The sequence below is a fragment of the Mycobacterium sp. 23 genome, from assembly GCF_048287075.1.
GTDB classification, from domain to species: Bacteria; Actinomycetota; Actinomycetes; order Mycobacteriales; family Mycobacteriaceae; genus Mycobacterium; species Mycobacterium gordonae_B.
This window is the reverse complement of the sequence record NZ_JBLVUX010000005.1, coordinates 2,806,465-2,827,104: the sequence shown is the minus strand read 5'-3', so window position 1 is coordinate 2,827,104 and position 20,640 is coordinate 2,806,465. Positions and strand designations below refer to the sequence as shown.

At 69.2% G+C, this 20,640-nt stretch carries 19 protein-coding genes; 15 read left to right on the top strand and 4 right to left on the bottom strand.

Going from position 1 to position 20,640, the window contains the following annotated elements:
* Nucleotides 1–58 precede the first annotated feature (58 nt).
* From ACNQS7_RS14250 to ACNQS7_RS14220, 7 genes are all read left to right on the top strand, one after another.
* On the top strand, nucleotides 59–385 hold the full coding sequence (locus ACNQS7_RS14250) for a WXG100 family type VII secretion target (RefSeq protein WP_418013042.1): 327 nt from the start codon (nucleotides 59–61) through the stop codon (nucleotides 383–385).
* 12 nt (nucleotides 386–397) lie between these two features.
* Nucleotides 398–694: a WXG100 family type VII secretion target gene (locus tag ACNQS7_RS14245; protein ID WP_418013041.1), complete on the top strand. Its 297-nt coding sequence runs from the start codon at nucleotides 398–400 to the stop codon at nucleotides 692–694.
* 173 nt (nucleotides 695–867) lie between these two features.
* Nucleotides 868–1,311, top strand: a complete 444-nt coding sequence (gene rplM, locus ACNQS7_RS14240; protein WP_055579855.1) for a 50S ribosomal protein L13 — start codon at nucleotides 868–870, stop codon at nucleotides 1,309–1,311.
* Nucleotides 1,308–1,763: a 30S ribosomal protein S9 gene (gene rpsI / locus ACNQS7_RS14235; RefSeq protein WP_063892910.1), complete on the top strand. Its 456-nt coding sequence runs from the start codon at nucleotides 1,308–1,310 to the stop codon at nucleotides 1,761–1,763. The genes rplM and rpsI overlap by 4 nt, the downstream gene beginning before the upstream one ends.
* Nucleotides 1,764–1,882: 119 nt before the next feature.
* The gene (gene glmM / locus ACNQS7_RS14230) at nucleotides 1,883–3,220 is read left to right on the top strand and encodes a phosphoglucosamine mutase (RefSeq protein ID WP_418013040.1); all 1,338 of its coding nucleotides are present in this window, start codon (nucleotides 1,883–1,885) and stop codon (nucleotides 3,218–3,220) included.
* A gap of 44 nt (nucleotides 3,221–3,264) precedes the next feature.
* Nucleotides 3,265–3,552 carry a type VII secretion target gene (locus ACNQS7_RS14225; RefSeq protein WP_418013039.1) on the top strand — a complete coding sequence of 96 codons (288 nt, stop codon included), beginning with the start codon at nucleotides 3,265–3,267 and terminating at the stop codon, nucleotides 3,550–3,552.
* A 2-nt stretch (nucleotides 3,553–3,554) separates the two neighbouring features.
* Nucleotides 3,555–4,853 carry a hypothetical protein gene (locus ACNQS7_RS14220; protein WP_418013038.1) on the top strand — a complete coding sequence of 433 codons (1,299 nt, stop codon included), beginning with the start codon at nucleotides 3,555–3,557 and terminating at the stop codon, nucleotides 4,851–4,853.
* 2 nt (nucleotides 4,854–4,855) lie between these two features.
* Here the strand turns inward: ACNQS7_RS14220 and ACNQS7_RS14215 are convergent, their stop codons facing one another.
* Genes ACNQS7_RS14215 through ACNQS7_RS14200 form a run of 4 tightly spaced genes read right to left on the bottom strand, consistent with a single transcriptional unit; the run spans nucleotide 4,856 to nucleotide 7,634 of the window.
* A complete protein-coding gene (locus tag ACNQS7_RS14215) occupies nucleotides 4,856–5,899 on the bottom strand; it encodes an LLM class F420-dependent oxidoreductase (protein ID WP_418013037.1) in 1,044 nt (347 codons plus the stop codon).
* A 36-nt stretch (nucleotides 5,900–5,935) separates the two neighbouring features.
* Nucleotides 5,936–6,286 carry a nuclear transport factor 2 family protein gene (locus tag ACNQS7_RS14210; protein ID WP_418013036.1) on the bottom strand — a complete coding sequence of 117 codons (351 nt, stop codon included), beginning with the start codon at nucleotides 6,284–6,286 and terminating at the stop codon, nucleotides 5,936–5,938.
* Between the two features lie 46 nt (nucleotides 6,287–6,332).
* The gene (locus tag ACNQS7_RS14205) at nucleotides 6,333–7,184 is read right to left on the bottom strand and encodes a hypothetical protein (protein ID WP_418013035.1); all 852 of its coding nucleotides are present in this window, start codon (nucleotides 7,182–7,184) and stop codon (nucleotides 6,333–6,335) included.
* A gap of 9 nt (nucleotides 7,185–7,193) precedes the next feature.
* Complete coding sequence (locus ACNQS7_RS14200; protein ID WP_396890925.1) at nucleotides 7,194–7,634, bottom strand: DUF2510 domain-containing protein; 441 nt, start codon at nucleotides 7,632–7,634, stop codon at nucleotides 7,194–7,196.
* Nucleotides 7,635–7,716: 82 nt separating this feature from the next.
* On the opposite strand from ACNQS7_RS14200, the gene glmS reads away from it, so the two are divergent.
* The 8 genes from glmS to ACNQS7_RS14160 all read left to right on the top strand — a co-directional run bounded on the left by glmS (nucleotide 7,717) and on the right by ACNQS7_RS14160 (nucleotide 20,583).
* Nucleotides 7,717–9,594 (top strand): glutamine--fructose-6-phosphate transaminase (isomerizing), encoded by a 1,878-nt coding sequence (gene glmS, locus ACNQS7_RS14195; RefSeq protein ID WP_418013034.1) that lies wholly within the window; start codon nucleotides 7,717–7,719, stop codon nucleotides 9,592–9,594.
* A gap of 11 nt (nucleotides 9,595–9,605) precedes the next feature.
* On the top strand, nucleotides 9,606–10,448 hold the full coding sequence (locus ACNQS7_RS14190) for a DUF4436 domain-containing protein (RefSeq protein ID WP_418013033.1): 843 nt from the start codon (nucleotides 9,606–9,608) through the stop codon (nucleotides 10,446–10,448).
* Nucleotides 10,445–11,278 carry a DUF4436 domain-containing protein gene (locus ACNQS7_RS14185; protein ID WP_418013032.1) on the top strand — a complete coding sequence of 278 codons (834 nt, stop codon included), beginning with the start codon at nucleotides 10,445–10,447 and terminating at the stop codon, nucleotides 11,276–11,278. The genes ACNQS7_RS14190 and ACNQS7_RS14185 overlap by 4 nt, the downstream gene beginning before the upstream one ends.
* 50 nt (nucleotides 11,279–11,328) lie before the next feature.
* Nucleotides 11,329–12,210, top strand: a complete 882-nt coding sequence (locus ACNQS7_RS14180; RefSeq protein WP_418013031.1) for a DUF4436 domain-containing protein — start codon at nucleotides 11,329–11,331, stop codon at nucleotides 12,208–12,210.
* 53 nt (nucleotides 12,211–12,263) lie between these two features.
* Nucleotides 12,264–12,980, top strand: a complete 717-nt coding sequence (locus ACNQS7_RS14175; RefSeq protein ID WP_418013030.1) for a rhomboid-like protein — start codon at nucleotides 12,264–12,266, stop codon at nucleotides 12,978–12,980.
* 2 nt (nucleotides 12,981–12,982) lie between these two features.
* Nucleotides 12,983–14,398 (top strand): NAD(P)H-hydrate dehydratase, encoded by a 1,416-nt coding sequence (locus tag ACNQS7_RS14170; RefSeq protein WP_418013029.1) that lies wholly within the window; start codon nucleotides 12,983–12,985, stop codon nucleotides 14,396–14,398.
* A gap of 23 nt (nucleotides 14,399–14,421) precedes the next feature.
* Nucleotides 14,422–15,804 (top strand): glutamate decarboxylase, encoded by a 1,383-nt coding sequence (locus tag ACNQS7_RS14165; RefSeq protein ID WP_418013028.1) that lies wholly within the window; start codon nucleotides 14,422–14,424, stop codon nucleotides 15,802–15,804.
* 228 nt (nucleotides 15,805–16,032) lie between these two features.
* Nucleotides 16,033–20,583: a PE family protein gene (locus ACNQS7_RS14160; protein WP_418013027.1), complete on the top strand. Its 4,551-nt coding sequence runs from the start codon at nucleotides 16,033–16,035 to the stop codon at nucleotides 20,581–20,583.
* Nucleotides 20,584–20,640: the final 57 nt, after the last annotated feature.

The following is a 20,640-nucleotide window of genomic DNA, read 5'->3' as shown; positions in this document are numbered from 1 at the left end:
GTCGATGGAACCAAACCGCGTCCACGCGGGTCGAACAAGGAGACAACAGGAGGACCAGATGAGCACTTCTGCAGGTGCCGACGCACTCAACACCGACTTCGACCTGATGAGATCGGTCGCAGCAACCACAGACGTCCGCAATGACGAGATCCGGTCCATGCTGCACGCATTCATCGGGCAGATGGGCGCCGTACCGCCGTCGGTGTGGGGCGGGGCCGCCGCGGCGCGGTTCAAGGACGTGGTGGATCGCTGGAACGCCGAGTCGGCGCGGCTTCATCACGTCCTGCACGCCATCGCCGAAACCATCCGCCACAACGAAGCGGCGCTGCGTGAGGCCGGCCAGAGCCATGCCGACCGAATCGCCGCCACCGGCGGAACCCTCTGATCGGAGACCGTCATGGATTCAACGCTGTCGTATCACTTCGACGCCATCGAACACTCCATCCGGCAGGAGATTCACATCACAGCCGCTCGCTTCAACGCGGCGCTGGATGAGCTGCGGTCTGAGATCACGCCCCTGCAGCACCTCTGGACCCGGCAGGCGGCCGCCGCCTACCAGGCCGAACAGCTCAAATGGCACCAGGCGGCCACCGCGCTCAATGAGATCCTGATCGAATTGGGGCAAGCGGTCCGCGACGGCGCAGCCGAGGTGGCCGGCGCCGATCGCCGGGCGGCCGGCAGTTGGTCGTGGTAGTCGTTTTGACCTGCGGGGATGCGCGTCGGTAAGCTGCTCCGTTGGCGTGCGGTACCTGCGGGTACGTGGGTCCTCGGGTCACTGTCGGTCGCCGAGACCAGCCCCTGCCGCAAACGCCTGACCGGCCCCCGGTTCGCACCGGGATCCACCCGAGAGAAGAGAAGGTAAGCGCTGTGCCCACATATGCGCCCAAGGCGGGTGACACCACGCGGTCGTGGTACGTCATCGACGCCACGGACGTTGTGCTTGGCCGCCTTGCCGTAGCAGCGGCGACGCTGCTGCGCGGCAAGCACAAGCCCACGTTCGCGCCCAACGTCGATGGTGGTGACTTCGTCATCGTCATCAACGCCGAAAAGGTCGCCATCAGCGGCGACAAACTGCAGAGCAAGATGGCCTACAACCACTCGGGGTATCCCGGCGGTCTGCGCCAGCGGAGCATCGGTGAGCTGCTGCAGAAGCACCCCGACCGCGTGGTGGAGAAGGCGATCGTCGGCATGCTGCCCAAGAACAAGCTGAGCCGGCAGATCCAGAAGAAGCTTCGCGTCTACGCCGGCCCGGAGCACCCCCACACCGCTCAGCAGCCGGTTCCGTTCGAGATCAAGCAGGTGGCGCAGTGACCGAGACCAGTCTGGAAACCACCGAGGTCGCAGAGGCCGTGGTCGAGACCGAGTCGTTCGTGTTCGAGCGCCCGATCCAGACCGTCGGCCGCCGCAAGGAGGCTGTGGTGCGGGTGCGCCTGGTGCCCGGCACCGGCAAGTTCGACCTCAACGGCCGCAGCCTCGAGGACTACTTCCCGAACAAGGTGCACCAGCAGCTCATCAAGGCGCCGCTGGTGACCGTCGAGCGGTTGGAAAGCTACGACATCTACGCCCTCCTGCACGGCGGCGGCCCCTCCGGCCAGGCCGGGGCACTGCGTCTGGGCATCGCCCGCGCGCTCATCGTGGCGACCCCCGAGGACCGGCCGGCGTTGAAGAAGGCCGGCTTCCTCACCCGCGACCCGCGTGCCACCGAACGCAAGAAGTACGGCCTGAAGAAGGCTCGCAAGGCGCCTCAGTACAGCAAGCGCTGATCAGCCACCACTTTTTGGCTGCGAGCGTGTGTCAGTCGGCGTGTCGCACGCCCGGTCGGCACGCTCGCAGCCAAAAGTGGGTATGAGCACTATCGCTATCTTGTGAGAGGTTTGTCCGCATGGGTCGACTATTCGGCACCGACGGCGTCCGTGGAGTCGCCAATCGCGAGCTGACCGCCGAGTTGGCGCTAGCGCTGGGCGCCGCCGCGGCGCGGCACCTGGCGAGTTCAACCGGACCCGGCCGCCGGATGGCCGTGATCGGCCGCGATCCACGGGCCAGCGGCGAAATGCTCGAAGCCGCCGTCATCGCGGGCCTCAGCAGCGAAGGCGTGGACGCGCTGCGAGTCGGTGTGCTTCCGACGCCCGCAGTCGCCTACCTCACCGGCGCTTACGACGCCGACTTCGGCGTGATGATCTCGGCCTCGCACAACCCGATGCCCGACAACGGCATCAAGATCTTCGGCCCCGGCGGCCACAAGCTGGACGACGACACCGAAGACCAGATCGAGAATCTGGTCGCGACCGGGCCGGGACTGCGCCCGGTCGGCGCGGGGATCGGCCGGGTCGTCGACGCCGAGGACGCGGCCGAACGCTATCTGCGCCACGTCGGCAAGGCCAGTACGAGCCGCCTGGACGGGCTCACCGTGGTGGTCGACTGCGCCCACGGCGCAGCCTCGCAAGCGGCTCCGAGCGCCTACCGCGCTGCCGGAGCCCGCGTCATCGCGATCAACGCCGAACCCAACGGCCTCAACATCAACGACCGCTGCGGCTCCACCCATCTGGAGGCACTGCGGGAAGCGGTCATCGCCCACCGCGCCGACCTGGGGATCGCGCACGACGGCGACGCCGACCGCTGCCTGGCTGTCGACGCCGACGGCGAACTCGTCGACGGCGACACCATCATGGTCGTGCTGGCCCTGGCCATGAAGGAGGCCGGGGAACTGGCATCCGACACGCTGGTGGCGACCGTGATGAGCAACCTCGGACTACATCTGGCCATGCGCGCCGCCGGCGTGACCGTGCGCACCACCGGCGTCGGTGACCGCTACGTCCTGGAAGAGCTGCGGGCCGGCGACTACAGCCTCGGTGGCGAGCAGTCCGGCCACATCGTGATGCCGGCCCTGGGGTCCACCGGCGACGGCATCGTCACCGGGCTGCGTCTGATGACCCGGATGGTGCAGACCGGTTCGTCGCTGGCCACTCTGGCCGCGGCGATGCAGACGTTGCCGCAGGTGCTGATCAACGTTGAGGTCGCCGACAAGGCCACCGCCGCCGTCGCGCCCTCGGTGCAGACCGCGGTCGCGCAGGCCGAGGCCGAACTCGGTGACACCGGGCGAATCCTGTTGCGTCCCTCGGGAACCGAACCACTCATCCGGGTGATGGTGGAGGCTGCCGACGAGGACATCGCGCAGCGGCTGGCCGCCACCGTGGCCGACGCCGTCGGCGCTGCCGGTTAAAAACCGGGTGGAACCCCGGCGCCCCGGGGGGCGTCGAATGGGGTATGAGACTCGATAGCGCGGATGTGCGAGGGATCGCCGGCCGGATCGACGACGCGGCGGAGCTGATCGGCGATGCGGCCTCAAACCACCTGTCGTGGTTGGCCTTTGACAGAACTCGCGCAGGCCGGGCGTATGCCGGGTGCGGCCAGCGATTGCGCGCCGAACTCGACCGTCTGGCCGCCGAACTGTCCCAGTGGTCACGGGCGACGGTCGAGATCGCCGCCGCGCTGCGGGCCGCAGCCGATCGATACGCTGAGGCGGAGTCGTATGCCGCGGCCCGGATCGCCTGACCGTGGCCGCGCGCCTGGACGTCGCGGGACGCCTCGCCGAAGGCCTGCCCGCGGTTGAGCACACGCAGACGTACCTGCAGGCCTGCGAACAGATCGGTTACCGGGATCCGGACCTGACCGGCGACCCCGCGCAGATTCATTACTGGTACGCCGGCGAAGAGGGGCTCGACCTACCCGCCCTGGACGGCGACTGTGCGGTGCTGCGCGCCGCGGGGTCGGCGGCCACGGACGCGCTGCGATTACTGCGCGACCAGCTCAATGCGTTGGCGACGGCGTGGACAGGGTCGGGCGCCGACGCCGCGGTGGCGTTTCTGCGGCGCCACTGCGACACCGCCGGCGCGCTGGTCGCCGAGGTTCGCGCAGCGGCCCAGCGTTGTGAGTCGCTGCGCGACAACTTGTGGCAACTGGTCGACGCGAAGGTCGCGACGACCACTGCGATCGACGACCGCACGCTGGCGCAGCGGCCGGCATGGCTGGCAGCGTCCGCCGCTGTGGCGACCGATGCGGGCGCCCGCGATGTGGTCACCCAACAGATCAAGCCGTTCGTGGACAACGACATTCGCCGTGAGTGGCGATCGGCGATGTTGTCCTCCCGGGCGGGCGTCACAGCGGCCTACGACATGGTCACCGACCGGTTCGCTGCGGCCCCGCGCGCCTACTTCGAGATTCCCGGTGATTTCGGTCCGCTGGACCGGCCGCCGCGAGGGCCGGCCGCTGGGACGCTGCTGGCGGCGCTCGCACGGTTCGCGCCGATCCCCACGACTACCGCCGCACCCCAGCCGGCACCGACGCCTGCACCAGCGCCGGCACCGACGCCGGCGGAATCAGGGACTGGGTGGTCGGGTGACCCGGTTGGCGCGGGTGGCCTCGACGGCGGCGTCGGCTCCCAAGGCGTCGGCTCCCAAGGTGTCGGTGGCCTGGAGGGTCTCGGTGGTCTCGGAAGTCTCGCCAGCCGGATCGTCGCGAGTATGGGTGACCTGCTGGGATCGTCGGCCCCCGACGGCGGCCCCGCCGACAGCCTCGCCGCCGACCCGTTCGAGGACGAGGACGACCCGCACGAGCCGGACCGGCTCGAAGCAGCCGAAGAACAGAAGAAACCCGAGTCCGCCCCAGCCCAGGGTGAGGCCGCCGTGCCGGTCTCGCAACCGATCGGTGCGGCGCGACCTGCAACCGGATCACCTGTCACCGGGACGATCCCTGGGGAGACGCCGCCGGTCGAGGTGCCGCCCCCCACCCCGCCCGCGACGGGGTCGACCCCCTGCGAAATCGCTGCAAACGAACTCCCGCAGGCGGGGCAGTGACGTCACGGAAGCAGCTGCAGCAGCTCCTCGACATAGCGAACGGCTTCCCCGGCATCCGCCGTCGCCGGCCGCACCAGCAACGTGGTCACCCCCGATTCGGCGAAGACGGCCAGCCGCTCGGCGATGAAGCCACGCGGGCCGATCAACGAGACCCCCTTCACCAGTTCATCTGGCAACGCGTCGATCGCCTCACGTTTGCGGCCGGCCAGGTAGAGCTCCTGAATTCGGTCAGCGGCCTCGCCGAACCCGTACCGGGTGGCCAGGTCGTGGTAGAAGTTGCGGCCCCGGGCGCCCATGCCGCCGATGTAGAGCGCCAATTGCGGTTTGATCCAGGCGAACCGGTCCTCGACGTCGTCGCCGATCGCCAGCGCCGTACCCACCATGACGTCGAGAGGTCCAAGCTCAGGGTCGCGCTTGGCGGCGCCGGCCGCCAGCGCCTCACCCCACACCAGATGCGCCTTGTCCGGATAGTAGAACGCCGGCTGCCAACCTTCGGCGATCTCCGCGGTAAGCTCCACGTTCTTCGGGCCCAGTGCCGCGATCGAGATCGGAATACGTTGCCGGACAGGGTGATTGATAAGTTTCAGGGCCTTGCCCAAACCAGTCCCGCGATCGGCCGGCAGCGGGATCTGATAGTGCCTGCCGTCGTACTCGAGCGGCCTCTCCCTGCGCCAAATCTGCCGGCAGATCTCGACGGCTTCCCGGGTCCGGCCCAGCGGAGCGTCGAACTCGACGCCGTGGAACCCCTCGATCACCTGCGGTCCGGAAGTGCCGATTCCCAGGTTGAAACGGCCACCGGAAACGTAGTCCAGGCCGGCGGCCGTCATGGCGAGCAGCGAGGGCGTCCGGATGAAGAGTGGCAACACGCCCGAGGCCAGTTCGACGGTGCTGGTCCGGGCCGCCAGAAAGCCGAGCTGACTGATGGCGTCGAAGGCATAGGCTTCGGCGACCACGGCTATGTCGATACCGACTTTTTCAAGTTCCACGACGCGGTCGACCGCCTCGTGAAAGCCGCCCGAGTAGTCCAGCGCGATCCCGATTCGCATCAACGACAATTACCACGGCCGCTCCGGGGCCCCGCGTCAGCCTGTCGCTGTGCCGGTCCAGTATTCGGCGAATCGCTGCCCGTCATCGGTGAGCCGCAGAATGTCGTTGCCGGTGAACCGGACCGGGCCGTCCGGGCCCTCGCCGCTGCCGACCCAACGGCCCGCGATCAGGTCGCCGTCGTGCAGCGGGCCGAGTTCGATGTCAAAGGTCAAATCCTTCAACATATTCCGCGTCTGCTCGATGATCTGCGTCAGTTCGTCCGGTCCGTGCACTTCCCGATCGGGCCAGTGCCCGACGAAGTCATCGGTGACGATCTCCGCCGCGACCGGCCGCCCGGCCCACAGCTCGCTGATCCAACGCTGGTACAGAGCCTGTACGTCTGCCATAAGTGGCTATTACCCGCTCGCGTGCGCCGGGACACACGCCTGCCGATCACTTCAACAGCGCGACGATCTTCTCTTCGGGAGTCACCGGTGGCGCTTCTGGATCGACCGGGTCGGTTCGGGGCAGCGCCACGTCTGGATCGGCGAAGTCGCGGTAGGTCTTGTCGCCGGCCAGCGTGTAGAGCAGATAGCCGGTCAGCAGCGCGCGGACCGCCCGCTGGGTCTTGCGGTCTGAACCGGCCAGCCCCACGGCTTTCGGCAGTCTCCGGCCCTCCACCAGGCCGCCGGCTTCTGCCTTGCTCACGATGCGCAGCGTGGCCTTGTCCCAGGCGCGGTCCAGTGCGATGGCGTTGGAGTTGAGCGCTTTGGGATCAACGGGGGCGGTCAGGATGAGACCCGGCACGTCCAGGCCCGCAGCCGGGAGCTCGGCGGGGGGAGCGGTCACCGTCGGGAAGAGCGCCGCCACCGCGGCCAGCGGCCTGCCGGCTGAACCGGACATGCCGGCCGCAGCGAACACCGCGGCCGAAGCGCCGAACCCGTGGCCGGCCAGCCCGAGCTTGGCGGGGTGCACGCTGATCTCGCCAGGGCCCAGCCGCACACCCGAGACGATGTCGAGGGCAACGCCGAGATCGAATGCCAGGTTCATCACCGACGGGACGAGACCGCGTTGGGTGTCCGGCGCCCCGGCCACGATGCCCCAGGACGCCAGATGCTCCAGCAGGCCCGAATACTGGGCCGAGCCGGTCAGCCAGTCATGCCCGAAGGCGATGCCGGGCAGGTTGTACCCGGACTCCGGGGTGTACACCACGCCGGGCAGGCCGGCAAAGGCCAGGTCACCGCGCAGAACGCGATGTGGACCACGACGGTTGAGGGCGGCGACGAGCTTGCGGATGCGGGCCACCCGTCGACGTTAGCGGTGCCCCGGTGGATGGGTAAAGGCGGTCCACGTCGCACCGTCCCAATAACGCTGGACGGGTTGGCCGGACGGGTCGGGATACCAGCCGGGTGGTGTGGCAGGCGGGGCCACCGGGTGTTGGTGGTGCCCGTAAGCGTGTGGATTCTGGGCCAGCGCCCGCACCTGGCGGATGGCGCGCATGTTGGAGAACAGCGCGATCCAGTTGAGCACCACGAGCGACCCCAAACTCCACCAGCCGGCCAGCAGGCAGTGGGTCTGGGCGTCTTTATAGGCCTGCTCACACTGCTGCAGCGTGCCGGTGTACCGCGAGGTCTGCTGATGCCAGAAAATCAGCGCACCGGTGTGCTTGAGCAGGCCGATCTGGAACAGCGGCTCCGGATATCCGGACGCGGCGGGCTGTGGATACGGGCCGGGCGGGCGGTACGGCTGTGACACAGCAGACCTTTCATGCAGGTAGAGAGATAAACGATATCGCCGGTCCCGGTGATAATTCAGCGCCTGCACTACCCTGGTCAGAATGTGCGGAATCGTCGGCTACGTCGGGCAGCGTCCTGCCTGCGACGTCGTGATGAACGCCCTGCGCCGGATGGAATACCGCGGCTACGACTCCTCGGGCATCGCGCTGGCCGACGGCAGGGGCAAGCTCATGGTGCGCCGCCGCGCCGGCCAGCTGGCCAATCTGGAGGCGGCGCTGGCCAAGATGGCTCCGACCGAACTGTCCGGCACCACCGGACTGGGCCATACCCGCTGGGCAACTCACGGCCGCCCCACCGACCGCAACGCGCACCCGCATCGCGACGCGGCCGGCAAGATCGCCGTCGTTCACAACGGCATCATCGAGAACTTCGCCGCGCTGCGCCAGGAGTTGGAGACCGAAGGCGTGGAGTTCGCCAGCGACACCGACACCGAGGTCGCAGTGCACCTGGTCTCGCGCGCGTATCACCACGGCGAGACGGCCGGGGACTTCACCGCATCCGTGCTGTCGGTGCTGCGCCGGCTGGAAGGCCACTTCACCCTGGTATTCGCCAACGCTGACGAGCCCGGCACCATCGTCGCCGCCCGCCGCTCGACGCCGCTGGTCATCGGCATCGGCGAGGGCGAGATGTTCGTCGGCTCCGACGTCGCCGCATTCATCGAACACACCCGCCAGGCCGTCGAACTCGGCCAAGACCAGGCGGTGGTGATCACCGCCGACGGATACCGGATCTTCGACTTCCACGGAAACGACGACCTGCAAGCGGGCCGCGAGTACCGGGAATTTCATATCGACTGGGACCTGGCCGCCGCCGAGAAGGGCGGCTACGAGTACTTCATGCTCAAGGAGATCGCCGAGCAGCCCACCGCGGTGGCCGAGACACTGCTCGGCCATTTCGTGGACAACCGGATCGTGCTCGACGAGCAGCGCCTCTCCGACCAGGAGCTGCGCGAGGTCGACAAGGTCTTCGTCGTCGCCTGCGGCACGGCCTACCATTCCGGCCTGCTGGCCAAGTACGCGATCGAGCACTGGACGAGGCTGCCGGTCGAGGTCGAGCTCGCGAGCGAATTCCGCTACCGCGACCCCGTTCTGGACCGCAGCACGCTGGTCGTCGCCATCTCCCAGTCCGGGGAGACCGCCGACACCCTGGAAGCCGTCCGGCACGCCAAGGAGCAGAAGGCCAAGGTGCTGGCGATCTGCAACACCAACGGCTCGCAGATCCCGCGTGAGTGCGACGCGGTGCTGTACACCCGCGCCGGGCCGGAGATCGGGGTGGCCTCCACCAAGACGTTCCTGGCCCAGATCACCGCCAACTACCTGGTGGGCTTGGCGCTGGCGCAGGCCCGCGGCACCAAGTACCCCGACGAGGTCGAACGCGAGTACCGCGAACTCGAGGCGATGCCGGACCTGGTCGCCCGGGTGATCGCGGCGACCGACCCGGTGGCCGACCTGGCCTACCGGTTCGCCCAGTCGTCGACCGTGTTGTTCCTGGGCCGCCACGTGGGCTACCCGGTCGCGCTGGAAGGCGCGCTCAAGCTCAAGGAACTCGCCTACATGCATGCCGAGGGTTTTGCGGCCGGCGAACTCAAGCACGGCCCGATCGCGCTGATCGAGGACGACCTACCGGTGATCGTCGTCATGCCCTCGCCGAAAGGGTCGGCGACATTGCACGCGAAGTTGCTGTCCAATATCCGTGAAATCCAGACCCGGGGCGCGGTAACCATCGTGATCGCCGAAGAGGGTGACGAGACGGTGCGTCCCTACGCCGACCACCTGATCGAAATACCTTCGGTGTCAACACTTTTGCAGCCGCTGTTGTCGACCATCCCGCTGCAGGTGTTCGCCGCGTCGGTGGCCCGGGCCCGCGGCTATGACGTGGACAAGCCGCGTAATCTAGCGAAGTCGGTGACAGTCGAATAGTCGGAGACGCCATGCGGTGGGGGATTGTCAGTCTCGGGGTTTTCGTGGTGTCTTACGTCGGCCTGGTCGCGCTGTATGCGCTCGCCGGCATGGGTCCCGCCCATCCGTTGACCGAAGGCCAGCCGTCAGCCGACGGAACGACGGTGACGCTGGATATCACGGGCATCCAGCCCTACCGCAACGCGCTCGTCGGAGACCTCACGGTGACGCCCGGACCGGCGCTGCTGGATCCGCTCACCGGCAATCTCAAGGAAGACCTGACGGTCGCCGCCACATCCGCGACCGCGCCGACCAGCCGAACCTGGCCAAAGGGGACGCAGCCCGGCGTCGTCCCGGTCTCGCTCAACATCAGCGGCGACGTGTCGGATTGGCCCTTCGACAGCTACGTCTCCAAACCGGTGTCGATCAAACTGTTCCGGGGCACGCCGCAGACGCCGGAGCGGGCTTCGGTGACCTTCGTCGACCGCCTGCCCGGCTGGAAGGTCGAGGTGCAGGGCGGGACAGGCGATGCCAAGACGCCGTACCGCGCGGAGGTGCAGCGCTCGCCGAGCACCGTGGCGCTCGCGATCGCCCTGCTCGGGGTGCTCGTCGCGATTGCCGGCTTCGCGCTCTTCGTCGCCGTGCAGACCGTGCGCGACCGCCGCAAATTCCAGCCGCCGATGACCACGTGGTTCGCCGCCATGCTCTTTGCGGTGATCCCGCTGCGCAACGCGCTTCCGGACGCGCCGCCGTTCGGCGCGTGGGTGGACGTCACCGTGGTGTTGTGGGTGATCGTGGCCCTGGTCGCCTCGATGGGGATCTACGTGTCCTGCTGGTGGCGGCATCTGGCGCCGGAGAAGCCGGCCGGCCCATGAGGCTCGCGATCGCGAGCGTCCTGCTTTTCATCTCGGCCTACATCGGCTCCATCGTCTTGTACGTCGACAGCGGAATGGGCCATCCGCGTCGGATCGCCGACGGTCCCGCCCCGGCCGACGGAACCAAGGTGACTTTCGACATCGAGGACATCCAGTCCGACAACAGCGTGCTGCGGGCAAACATCACCGTCCTGCCGGGACCGGCGCTGCTGGACCCCGAGACCCACACGCTCAACGACGATCTCAGCGTCGTAGCCACCTCCGTGGTATCGACGAGCAAGCGGACCTGGCCCAAGGGCACGCTGCCCGACATCGTTCCGGTGTCGGTCACCCTCACCGGTGATGTCGCCAGTTGGCCGTTCGACCAGTACGAGTCCGGGCCCCTGGCGATGCAGCTCTTCACCGGGGCAGCCCAGACGCCGGTGCCCGCCACCGCGACACTGGTCGACCGGCTGCTCGGCTGGAAGATCGAGGTCAATCGGCTCGGGGCGGGCAACGAACGAGCGCCCTACCGGCTGGATCTGTACCGGTCACCCAGTACCGCGGCCTTCGCCGTCGTCATTCTCGGTGTTCTGGTCGCGCTCGCCGTGCTGGCGTTGTTCGTCGCGGTGCAGACGTTTCGCGACCGAAGGAAATTTCAGCCGCCGATGACCACCTGGTATGCGGCGATGCTCTTCGCGGTGATGCCGCTGCGGGGCGCGCTCCCCGACCCGCCCCCTGTCGGCGCGTGGATCGACGTGACGGTGATTCTGTGGGTCATTGTGGTGTTGGTGATTTCGCTGACGCTGTACATCGCGTGCTGGTGGCGGCATCTCAGACCCGAGAATTGAGTTCGCTGCTGGTCCTTGCGGGTTTTCGGACGCGGTTATAGGCATGAGATATGAAGCTCGGAATCGCCGGTGTGCTGCTGTTCATCGCGGCCTACGTCGCCACGAACTTCGTCTACGCCGGCGCCGGTCATGGCCCGCACGACCTGACCCAGGGGCGGCCGATGACCGACGGAACCACCATCACCATGGATTTGCAGGAAGTTCAGCAGAGCAACACGGTGTTGCTGGCCAACCTCGCCATCGTGCCCGGACCTACGTTGCTCGACCCCCGCACCCATGATCTGACCCAGGACTTCAGCGTCGTCGTCACCTCCGCGGCGTCTCCCACCAAGCGCTCATGGTCGAAAGGCATGGTGCCCGGCAGCTTTCCGGTGCCACTGAGCATCTCGGGAGCCGTCACCGACTGGCCGTTCGATCACTACGTTTCCGGGCCGGTGACGGTCGAGGTCTTCCGGGGCGACAACCCGGTGCCGGAACGGGCGGCCGTGACGTTCGCCGACCGTCTCGCCGGTTGGCGCATCGACATTTCGACGACCGACAATTCCGCGGCCGCCGCACCGTATCGGGTGGAGTTGGAGCGGTCACCGAGCACCAAGACGTTCGCGGTCGTCATCATCGCGGTTCTGGTGGCACTCGCCGGCATGGGACTGTTCGTCGCGGTGCAGACGGCCCGGGACAAGCGTAAGTTCCAGCCCCCGATGACCACCTGGTACGCGGCGATGCTCTTCGCGGTGGTGCCGCTGCGTAACGCGCTGCCCAACGCGCCGCCGTTCGGGGCCGAGGTCGACGTCAGGGTCGTCCTGTGGGTGATCGTCGTCCTGGTGCTCTCGATGCTGATCTACATCACCTGCTGGTGGCGGCACCTGGCACCGGAGCAACCGGAGAAGCCGGAGAAACCCGCGAAATCCGCTGAGCCAGCGGCAACTAGCTGAACCGAAGCCGCCCACGCTGTACGCTGCGACACCGGGCGTGAAAGGGTTACACGGTGGCGAGGGTATCGGTATCGGTACGGGCTCGGGCGTTGGTGCGCATCGTGTGGCACTACGTCACCAGCGCGCCGCTGACCTACGGCTGGCTGCTCGCGCTGGCCATCACGACGATCGTGCAGAACCTGCTCACCGGGCATCAGTTGCACTCGATCCTGCTGCACCGCTACACCAACGTGCACGCCCTGGCGACCGATCCGCTGGGTGTGCTGTTCTCCAGCCTGTTGTGGATCGACGGCCGGAGCCTGGAGCCCTACCTGCTGTTGTTCACCATCTTCCTGGCCCCGGCCGAGCGATGGCTCGGCCAATTGCGTTGGCTCACTGTGGGATTGACGTCACACATCGTCGCCACCTATATCAGCGAAGGCCTGCTCTACCTGGCTATTCAGATGCATGACGCCTCGTCGAGATCGGTGCGCGCCCACGACATCGGGGTGAGCTACTTCCTGGTCGGGGTCATGGGGATACTCAGCTACCGCATCGCCCGGCCCTGGCGCTGGGGCTACCTGGGGGTGCTGTTGCTCATCTTCGGTTTTCCCGTGCTGGTGATGGACCGGATCGAGCTCAGCTTCACCGCCATCGGCTATTTCGCGGCGCTGCTGATCGGTCTGGCGTTCTTCCCGATGGCCCGCGAGCGCAAGACCGGGTCCTGGAATCCGGCCGAGCGGTTCAAAGCCGTCTTCGGACGGCGCAAGACACAGGAAGCGCCGGGCTGACGATGCGGCATTACTACTCTGCGGACACGATTCGCGACGCGGAAGCGCCGCTGCTGGCCAGCCTGCCTGACGGCGCACTGATGAAACGCGCCGCCTATGGCCTCGCCGTCGCGATCATCCGTGAGCTGACCGCCCGCACGGGCGGAGTCGCGGGCCGCCGAGTCTGCGCGGTCGTGGGGTCCGGCGACAACGGCGGCGACGCGTTGTGGGCGGCGACCTTCCTGCGACGGCGCGGCGCGGCCGCCGACGCGGTGCTACTCAACCCCGACAAGGCCCACCGAAAAGGGCTGGCCGCGTTCCGCATGGCGGGCGGGCATGTCGTCGAAAGAATTTATCCCACAACCGATCTCGTGATCGACGGAGTGGTGGGTATCTCCGGCTCGGGGCCGCTGCGGCCGGCGGCGGCTCACGTCTTCGAACAGGCCGGTGACATCCCGGTGGTAGCCGTCGACATTCCCAGTGGCATCGACGTGGCCACCGGCGCCATCACCGGACCCGCGGTGCGCGCCGCGCTCACCGTCACCTTCGGCGGCCTCAAACCCGTGCACGCGCTGGCTGACTGTGGCCGCATTGAACTCGTCGACATCGGACTGGAACTGCCCGGCGCCGATCTGCTCAGTTTCGAGGCCGCCGACGTGGTTGCGCGCTGGCCGGTGCCGGGCGCCCGCGACGACAAGTACACCCAGGGCGTCACCGGCGTGCTGGCCGGCTCCTCGACCTACCCGGGCGCCGCGGTGCTGTGCACCGGCGCGGCGGTGGCGACCCACTCGGGCATGGTCCGGTACGCCGGCAGCGCCCATCGCGAAGTGCTCGCCCGCTGGCCCGAAGTGATCGCCTCACCCACCCCGGCGGCGGCCGGACGGGTGCAGTCCTGGGTTGTCGGGCCGGGACTGGGCACCGACGAGGCCGGCGCCGCCGCACTGTGGTTCGCCCTGGAGACCGACCTCCCGGTGCTGGTGGACGCCGACGGGTTGACAATGCTGGCCGCTCATCCGGAGCTGGTCACCGGCCGCACCGCGCCGACGGTGCTGACACCGCACGCCGGGGAGTTCGCCCGGCTGGCCGGATCGCCGCCTGGGGACGACCGGGTGGGCGCGACGCGCAGGCTCGCCGACGCCCTGGGGGCCACGGTGCTGCTCAAGGGCAACGTCACCGTCATCGCCGAACCCGGGGGGCCCGTCTACCTGAACCCCGCCGGGCAGTCCTGGGCCGCCACCGCCGGGTCCGGTGACGTGCTGTCGGGGATGATCGGCGCGCTGCTGGCCTCCGGTTTACCCGCCGGCGAGGCCGCAGCGGCCGCGGCATTCGTCCACGCCCGGGCGGCGGCACTGTCGGCCGCCGACCCGGGACCCGGAGAGGCGCCGACCTCGTCGTCGCGGATTCTGCACCACATCCGGGCAGCTGTGGCCGCTCTTTAGCAACCAGCAACGAAAGGATCGCCGTGTCCAAGAGCCACCCGTCGATGGCCACCCACTCGATCACTCCGGCCTACACCGGTCGCCTGTTCACCGCGCCGGTGCCGGCGTTGCGGATGCCCGACGAGTCGATGGATCCCGAAGCCGCCTACCGCTTCATCCACGACGAATTGATGCTCGACGGCAGTTCGCGGCTGAACCTGGCCACCTTCGTCACGACCTGGATGGACCCCGAAGCCGGGAAACTGATGGCCGAGACGTTCGACAAGAACATGATCGACAAAGACGAATACCCGGCGACCGCGGCCATCGAGCAGCGCTGTGTGTGCATGGTGGCCGACCTGTTCCACGCCGAGGGCCTGCGCGACGACGACCCCGGCAGTGCGGTCGGCGTGTCCACCATCGGCTCCAGCGAGGCGGTGATGCTGGGCGGTCTGGCGCTGAAGTGGCGCTGGCGCGCCAAGACCAAGGACTGGAAGGGCCGCACCCCCAACCTGGTGATGGGCTCCAACGTGCAGGTGGTGTGGGAGAAGTTCTGCCGCTACTTCGACGTCGAACCCCGCTACCTGCCGATGGAGGAGGGCCGCTACGTCATCACGCCCGAGCAGGTGCTCGACGCCGTCGACGAGGACACTATCGGCGTGGTGGCGATCCTGGGCACCACCTACACCGGCGAACTCGAGCCGGTGGCCGAGATCTGCGCGGCCCTGGACAAGCTGGCCGCCGGTGGTGGCGTGGACGTCCCGGTGCACGTCGACGCCGCCAGCGGCGGGTTCGTGGTGCCGTTCCTGCACCCGGAGCTGGTGTGGGACTTCCGGCTGCCGCGGGTGGTCTCGATCAACGTCAGCGGCCACAAGTACGGCCTGACCTATCCCGGTATCGGGTTCGTGGTGTGGCGCAGCCCGGAACACCTGCCCGAGGATCTGGTCTTCCGGGTCAACTACCTGGGCGGTGACATGCCCACTTTCACGCTGAACTTCTCCCGGCCGGGCAACCAGGTAGTCGGCCAGTACTACAACTTCCTGCGGCTGGGCCGCGAGGGCTACACCCAGGTCATGCAGTCGCTGTCCTCGACCGCGCGCTGGCTGGGTGAGCAGCTGCGCACCGGCGAGCACATGGAGATCATCTCCGACGGCTCGGCAATCCCGGTGGTCAGCTTCCGGCTGGCCAAAGACCGGGGCTATACCGAGTTCGACGTCTCCCACGAGCTGCGGGGATACGGCTGGCAGGTGCCGGCCTACACCATGCCCGACAACGCGACCGACGTGTCGGTGCTGCGCATCGTGGTGCGCGAGGGGCTGTCGGCCGACTTGGCCCGCGCGCTGCACGACGACGCGATCAAGGCGCTGGCGTCGCTGGACAAGCTCAAGCCCGGCGGGCACTACGAGGCGGAGCACTTCGCCCACTGAGCAGTGCATAGAGCGGAAGTGCTCGGCATCTCGACGTGGCCGGAAACGACTCGACGCGCGATATGCGGCCGCTAATAACCCGAAATGGAGTGGGCTGGCGCGCCCACAATAAATTGCCAACTGCGTAAATTGATTGACGGAAAGTCCCTGAATACCTGGTGCCCCTATGGCATGCTCTAGCCCTCTGCATGACTTTGAACCTCGTACGGGCCGGGTTTGGGAGGCAGGATGTCTTACGTTGCCGTATTGCCGGACATGCTCGCTTCCGCCGCCGCGGATGTGGCACGTCTGGGTGCGTCATTGAACGACGCGACGGAAGCATTCGCATCTCCCGCGACCACGGTGCTCGCCGCCGCTGAAGACGAGATATCAACAGCAATCGCGTCGCTGTTCTCCGGCCACGCCCGTGAGTATCAGGCAATCGGCGCGCGTATCGCAGCGTTCAATGCCGAGTTCGGCAGCACACTAGCGGGGGCGGGCACTGCTTATCTGGTTGGCGATGCGGCCAGCGCTTCGCCGTTGCAAACCCTCGCGGAGGGGCTGTTAGGCGTGATCAACGCACCGACCAACGCGTTGCTGGGACGTCCGCTTATCGGCGATGGCACAAACGGTGCGCCTGGAACCGGGGCCAATGGCGGAGCCGGCGGCATTCTGTGGGGCAACGGTGGCGCCGGTGGGTCGGGCGCGGCGGGTTCGCAGGGTGGGGCCGGCGGCGCGGCCGGTTTGATCGGTAACGGCGGAGCTGGGGGCGCCGGTGGCGTGGGCGGCGGGGTAGGTGGCACGGGCGGAGCCGGCGGCTGGTTGCGGGGCAATGGCGGAGCCGGTGGTGCCGGCGGTATCGGCGGTGCCACCGTGGCCGGCGGGTCAGGTGGAATGGGCGGCAGCGCCCGGCTTTTCGGCGACGGCGGGCCCGGCGGTATCGGCGGTGCGGGTGCGGCTGGTGCGGTCGGCGCCGCGGGCGCCGCCGGCACGTCGTCGACAGCTGACGGCGGTATCGGAGGTGTCGGCGGGCCCGGCGGAAAGGCCGGCGCCGGCGGTGCCGGCGGCAACGGCGGAATGGTGTTCGGCGATGGAGGGGCCGGCGGACGGGGCGGAGTCGGCGGGGCCGGCGGCGTCGGTGGCGCCGGTGGCGCGGGATGGGACACCACGACGCCGGGCGATACCGGTGGTAATGGCGGTGACAGCGGTGCCGGTGGCGACGGTGGAGCCGGTGGCGCGGGCGGCGCAGGCGGCAAAGGATCGGCGCTGTTCGGTGCCGCAGGTCTGAACGGCAACGGGGGAGCAGGCGGAGCCGGTGGCAATGCCGGAGCACCCGGAGACGGTGGCACCGGCGGTGCCGGACCCGACGCCCTGACGCCGGGTGGTACGGGCGGCGAAGGCGGCAACCCCACCGGGGTAGGTAAAGGTGGGGCCGGCGGGGCGGCCGGTGGTTCCGGCGCCGCCACTGGCGCGGCCGGCGCAACGGGCGTCATCATTCCCGGCAATGGCGGTAACGGCGGTGAGGGCGGAGCGGGCTACACCGGCAGCGGTTCCGGGGGCGCCGGAGGTACCGGCGGGGCAGGCGGCGCCTACGGCAACGGCGGTACCGGCGGATCCGGCGGTGACGCTGTGGGCGCGGGCGACGGCGGTGCCGGTGGCGGCGGGGGAGTGAGCGGTGCGCTGGCAGGACGGGGCGGCGACGGCGGTCACGGAGGCGACGGCGCCGGTGCGGGGAGCGGCGGTAGCGGCGGTAACGGGGCCACCGTGTCATCGAACGGGTCCGTTGATGCCATCGCGGGCAACGGGGGGCGTGGCGGCGACGGTTCGACGGGCGGTTCGGGCGGCTCCGGAGGTAACGCGTCGTCCTTTGGGATTGGAAGCGCGACGGGCGGCGCCGGCGGAGACGGGGGTTCGGGGACCACTGGCGCCGGCGGATCCGCAGGAAGCGGTGGATTGGCAAACATCGTCAACTACGCCTCGACCGGAGCCGCCACCGGCGGCGTGGGCGGACAGGGCGGCAGCGGTTCCAGTGGCGGGTGGGGTGGTTCCGGCGGTTCGGTGTACACATCCGCTAAAGGGCAAGCGATCGGTGGTGCGGGCGGCGACGGTGGTGACGGGAGCGTCAACGGCGGCGGAAATGGTGGCAACGGCGGAGCGGTGAGTGTCAACAACTACGCGTCGACCGCGCCCGCCCTTGCCGGCAACGGGGGCAAGGGTGGCAGCGGCGCAACCACCGGCGGTTTCGGCGGATCCGGCGCTTCGGTGTACAGCGTCGGGCTTGGAGACATCACTACTGGTTCGGGCGGGGACGGCGGTTTCGGAGCTTCGTCCGGCGCGACCGGCGGCAGCGGGGGTTACGCGACCCTGTCGAATTCGTCCTCGACGGCCACGGTGACCACGGGCAGCGGCGGCCGCGGCGGCGATGGTGCCGCCGGCGGCGATGGCGGCTCCGGCGGCTACCTCTCCACATCGGGTCGCGGCGACGCGGTCGCCGGTGGCGGTGGCGATGGCGGCAACGGGACCACCGGCACTGGCGGGTCAGGCGGTAGCGGCGGCGAAGCGTTCGCCAATAACAGTGGTGCCACAGGGACGATCACCGCCGGCAGTGGCGGGAATGGCGGCGACGGCGTCAGCGGCGGAGAAGGGGGTCTCGGCGGCAACGCGTCCAGCCAGGGTGGCAGCGTGCACGGCGGTGCCGGTGGCAACGGAGGCGTAGGCACCACGGCGGACGGTGGCGATGGCGCCGGCGGCGGATCGGCTGAAACATCCGGACTTGGCAACGTCACGGCCGGCGCGGGGGGCGACGGAGGCGCAGGTGCCACCTCCGGCGGGGCTGGTGGCGTCGGCGGGAAGGCGACGGTGACCAATACCGCCTCGACGGGTACCGCTACGTCCGGCAGTGGCGGCGACGGAGGTGCCGGGAACACTCTGACCGGCGGATCTGGCGGCAGCGCCGGCAATGCGACCTCCAAGGGCAATGGTGCGGTGATCGGCGGTGACGGGGGCGCCGGTGGCAACGGAGCCACCAGCGGCGGATGGGGCGGCTCGGGTGGATCCGTATCCACCTACGGATCGGGCTATGTCACCGGTGGTGCTGGTGGCGATGCCGGCGCCGGGGTTTCCGCCGCCGGTGGGTCCGGTGGCAGCGGCGGTGCAGGCAGCATCTACAACAACGCGTCCACGGGGACGGCCACCTCGGGCAGCGGGGGATCGGGCGGCCGAGGAGCGTCCGGCGGATCAGGTGGCTCGGGCGGCTACGCGTCCAGCGACGGGCTCGGGGACATCGTGGCCGGCAGCGGCGGTGATGGCGGCACCGGAACCGTCTCCGACGGCGGGGCAGGCGGCTCCGGGGGGACGGCGAACGGCTCCGGTCCCGCGTCCACCGGAACTGCCCGCGGCGGCCATGGTGGGAAGGGTGGCGCCGGGGCAACCAGCGGTGGGGCCGGCGGCTCGGGCGGCTCGGTGTCTACCCAGGGGCTTGGCAACCTGATCGGCGGCGACGGTGGTGACGGCGGCGCCGGGACTACCGCCAACGGCGGCTCGGGCAGCAGTGGCGGCTCTGCCAGCAACTACAACAGCGCCTCGACCGGGAACCTCGTCGGCGGAAAGGGCGGTCGTGGCGGCGATGGCCTTTCCGGCGGATACGGCGGCTCCGGGGGCTCGGCGAACAGCCAGGGGATACTCGGCGATCTGACCGGCGGCGACGGCGGTGACGGCGGCTCCGGGACCACGGGCGCGGGCGCATCCGGTGGAAGCGGCGGGTCGGTCAACGGCTTTGGTGCCGCGTCACAGCAGACGCTCACCGCCGGCGACGGAGGCGATGGCGGCACCGGCGCCAGCGGTGGGAACGGCGGGTCTGGTGGAACGGCATCGTCGTCGGGCCTCGGCGCCATCTTCGCCGGCGTTGGCGGGAACGGCGGCTCAGGCACCGACGGTCCCGGTGGATCCGGCGGTAACGGGGGCAGTGCGACTCTTTCCAACTTCGGCAATCCCTACGATGCCGTCGCCGGCGCAGCCGGCGATGGTGGCGACGGATCCATCGGCGGAGCCGGCGGTTTCGGCGGGTCGGCGTCCACCTCGGGCAATGGCAATGCCATGGCCTCCGACGGCGGTAACGGCGGCTCCGGGACCACGGGCGCCGGCGGGTCAGGGGGCGGTGGGGGCTCTGCGGGTGTCTACAACGGCACGGTCACCGGCAACGCTGTCGCAGGCAACGGGGGTAGCGGCGGCAACGGTGCCAGCGGTGGGTCGGGCGGCGCGGGCGGTAACGTCGTCCAAGGCGGCTTGGGCGATATAACGGCCGGTCGCGGTGGGGACGGAGGCGCGGGTAGTGCCGGTGACGGCGGCTCCGGGGGAGGTGGCGGCTCGGCATTGATCGGCCTCGCCGCCAACCAAAATGATGCCGCAGGTGGCAACGGTGGCGCCGGGGGTGCTGGTACGGCCAATGGTGGTGCCGGTGGTTCCGGCGGCGCGGCGACGAATGCCGGCGGGTACTCCGCCACCGGTGGTAGCGGCGGCGACGGCGGGTCGGGTGCCACGGGCGGTGACGGTGGCAACGGTGGGAATTCTCAGGCCTTTGGCGGCACCGCCACGTCTCTCGCGGTCGGTGGCGCGGGCGGGCGCGGCGGTGACAGCTCGGGAACGGCGATCGACGGAGGTGATGGCGGCGGCGGTGGCGACGCGTCCGCACACGTCTATCCGGTCAACGCCCTTGCCGGTGCCGGTGGGCTCGGCGGGGCTGCCACCGGCGGTGGATCGACCGGGGCAAAGGGTATGGACGGCGGCACCTACCCGCTCTAGGCGCTGGTCCGTCGCATAACGGCAACCGGTGGATGCCGGCGACAGTTCTGGGACAAT

Excerpts from the sequence above, each read along its gene's own strand:
- ACNQS7_RS14245 (WP_418013041.1), top strand. The coding sequence starts at position 398 with ATGGATTCAACGCTGTCGTATCACTTCGACGCCATCGAACACTCCATC.
- ACNQS7_RS14185 (WP_418013032.1), top strand. The coding sequence starts at position 10,445 with ATGAGGCTCGCGATCGCGAGCGTCCTGCTTTTCATCTCGGCCTACATC.
- ACNQS7_RS14190 (WP_418013033.1), top strand. The coding sequence starts at position 9,606 with ATGCGGTGGGGGATTGTCAGTCTCGGGGTTTTCGTGGTGTCTTACGTC.
- ACNQS7_RS14180 (WP_418013031.1), top strand. The coding sequence starts at position 11,329 with ATGAAGCTCGGAATCGCCGGTGTGCTGCTGTTCATCGCGGCCTACGTC.
- glmS (WP_418013034.1), top strand. The coding sequence starts at position 7,717 with ATGTGCGGAATCGTCGGCTACGTCGGGCAGCGTCCTGCCTGCGACGTC.
- glmM (WP_418013040.1), top strand. The coding sequence starts at position 1,883 with ATGGGTCGACTATTCGGCACCGACGGCGTCCGTGGAGTCGCCAATCGC.
- ACNQS7_RS14225 (WP_418013039.1), top strand. The coding sequence starts at position 3,265 with ATGAGACTCGATAGCGCGGATGTGCGAGGGATCGCCGGCCGGATCGAC.
- ACNQS7_RS14160 (WP_418013027.1), top strand. The coding sequence starts at position 16,033 with ATGTCTTACGTTGCCGTATTGCCGGACATGCTCGCTTCCGCCGCCGCG.
- ACNQS7_RS14215 (WP_418013037.1), bottom strand. The coding sequence starts at position 5,899 with ATGCGAATCGGGATCGCGCTGGACTACTCGGGCGGCTTTCACGAGGCG.
- ACNQS7_RS14170 (WP_418013029.1), top strand. The coding sequence starts at position 12,983 with ATGCGGCATTACTACTCTGCGGACACGATTCGCGACGCGGAAGCGCCG.
- ACNQS7_RS14210 (WP_418013036.1), bottom strand. The coding sequence starts at position 6,286 with ATGGCAGACGTACAGGCTCTGTACCAGCGTTGGATCAGCGAGCTGTGG.
- ACNQS7_RS14250 (WP_418013042.1), top strand. The coding sequence starts at position 59 with ATGAGCACTTCTGCAGGTGCCGACGCACTCAACACCGACTTCGACCTG.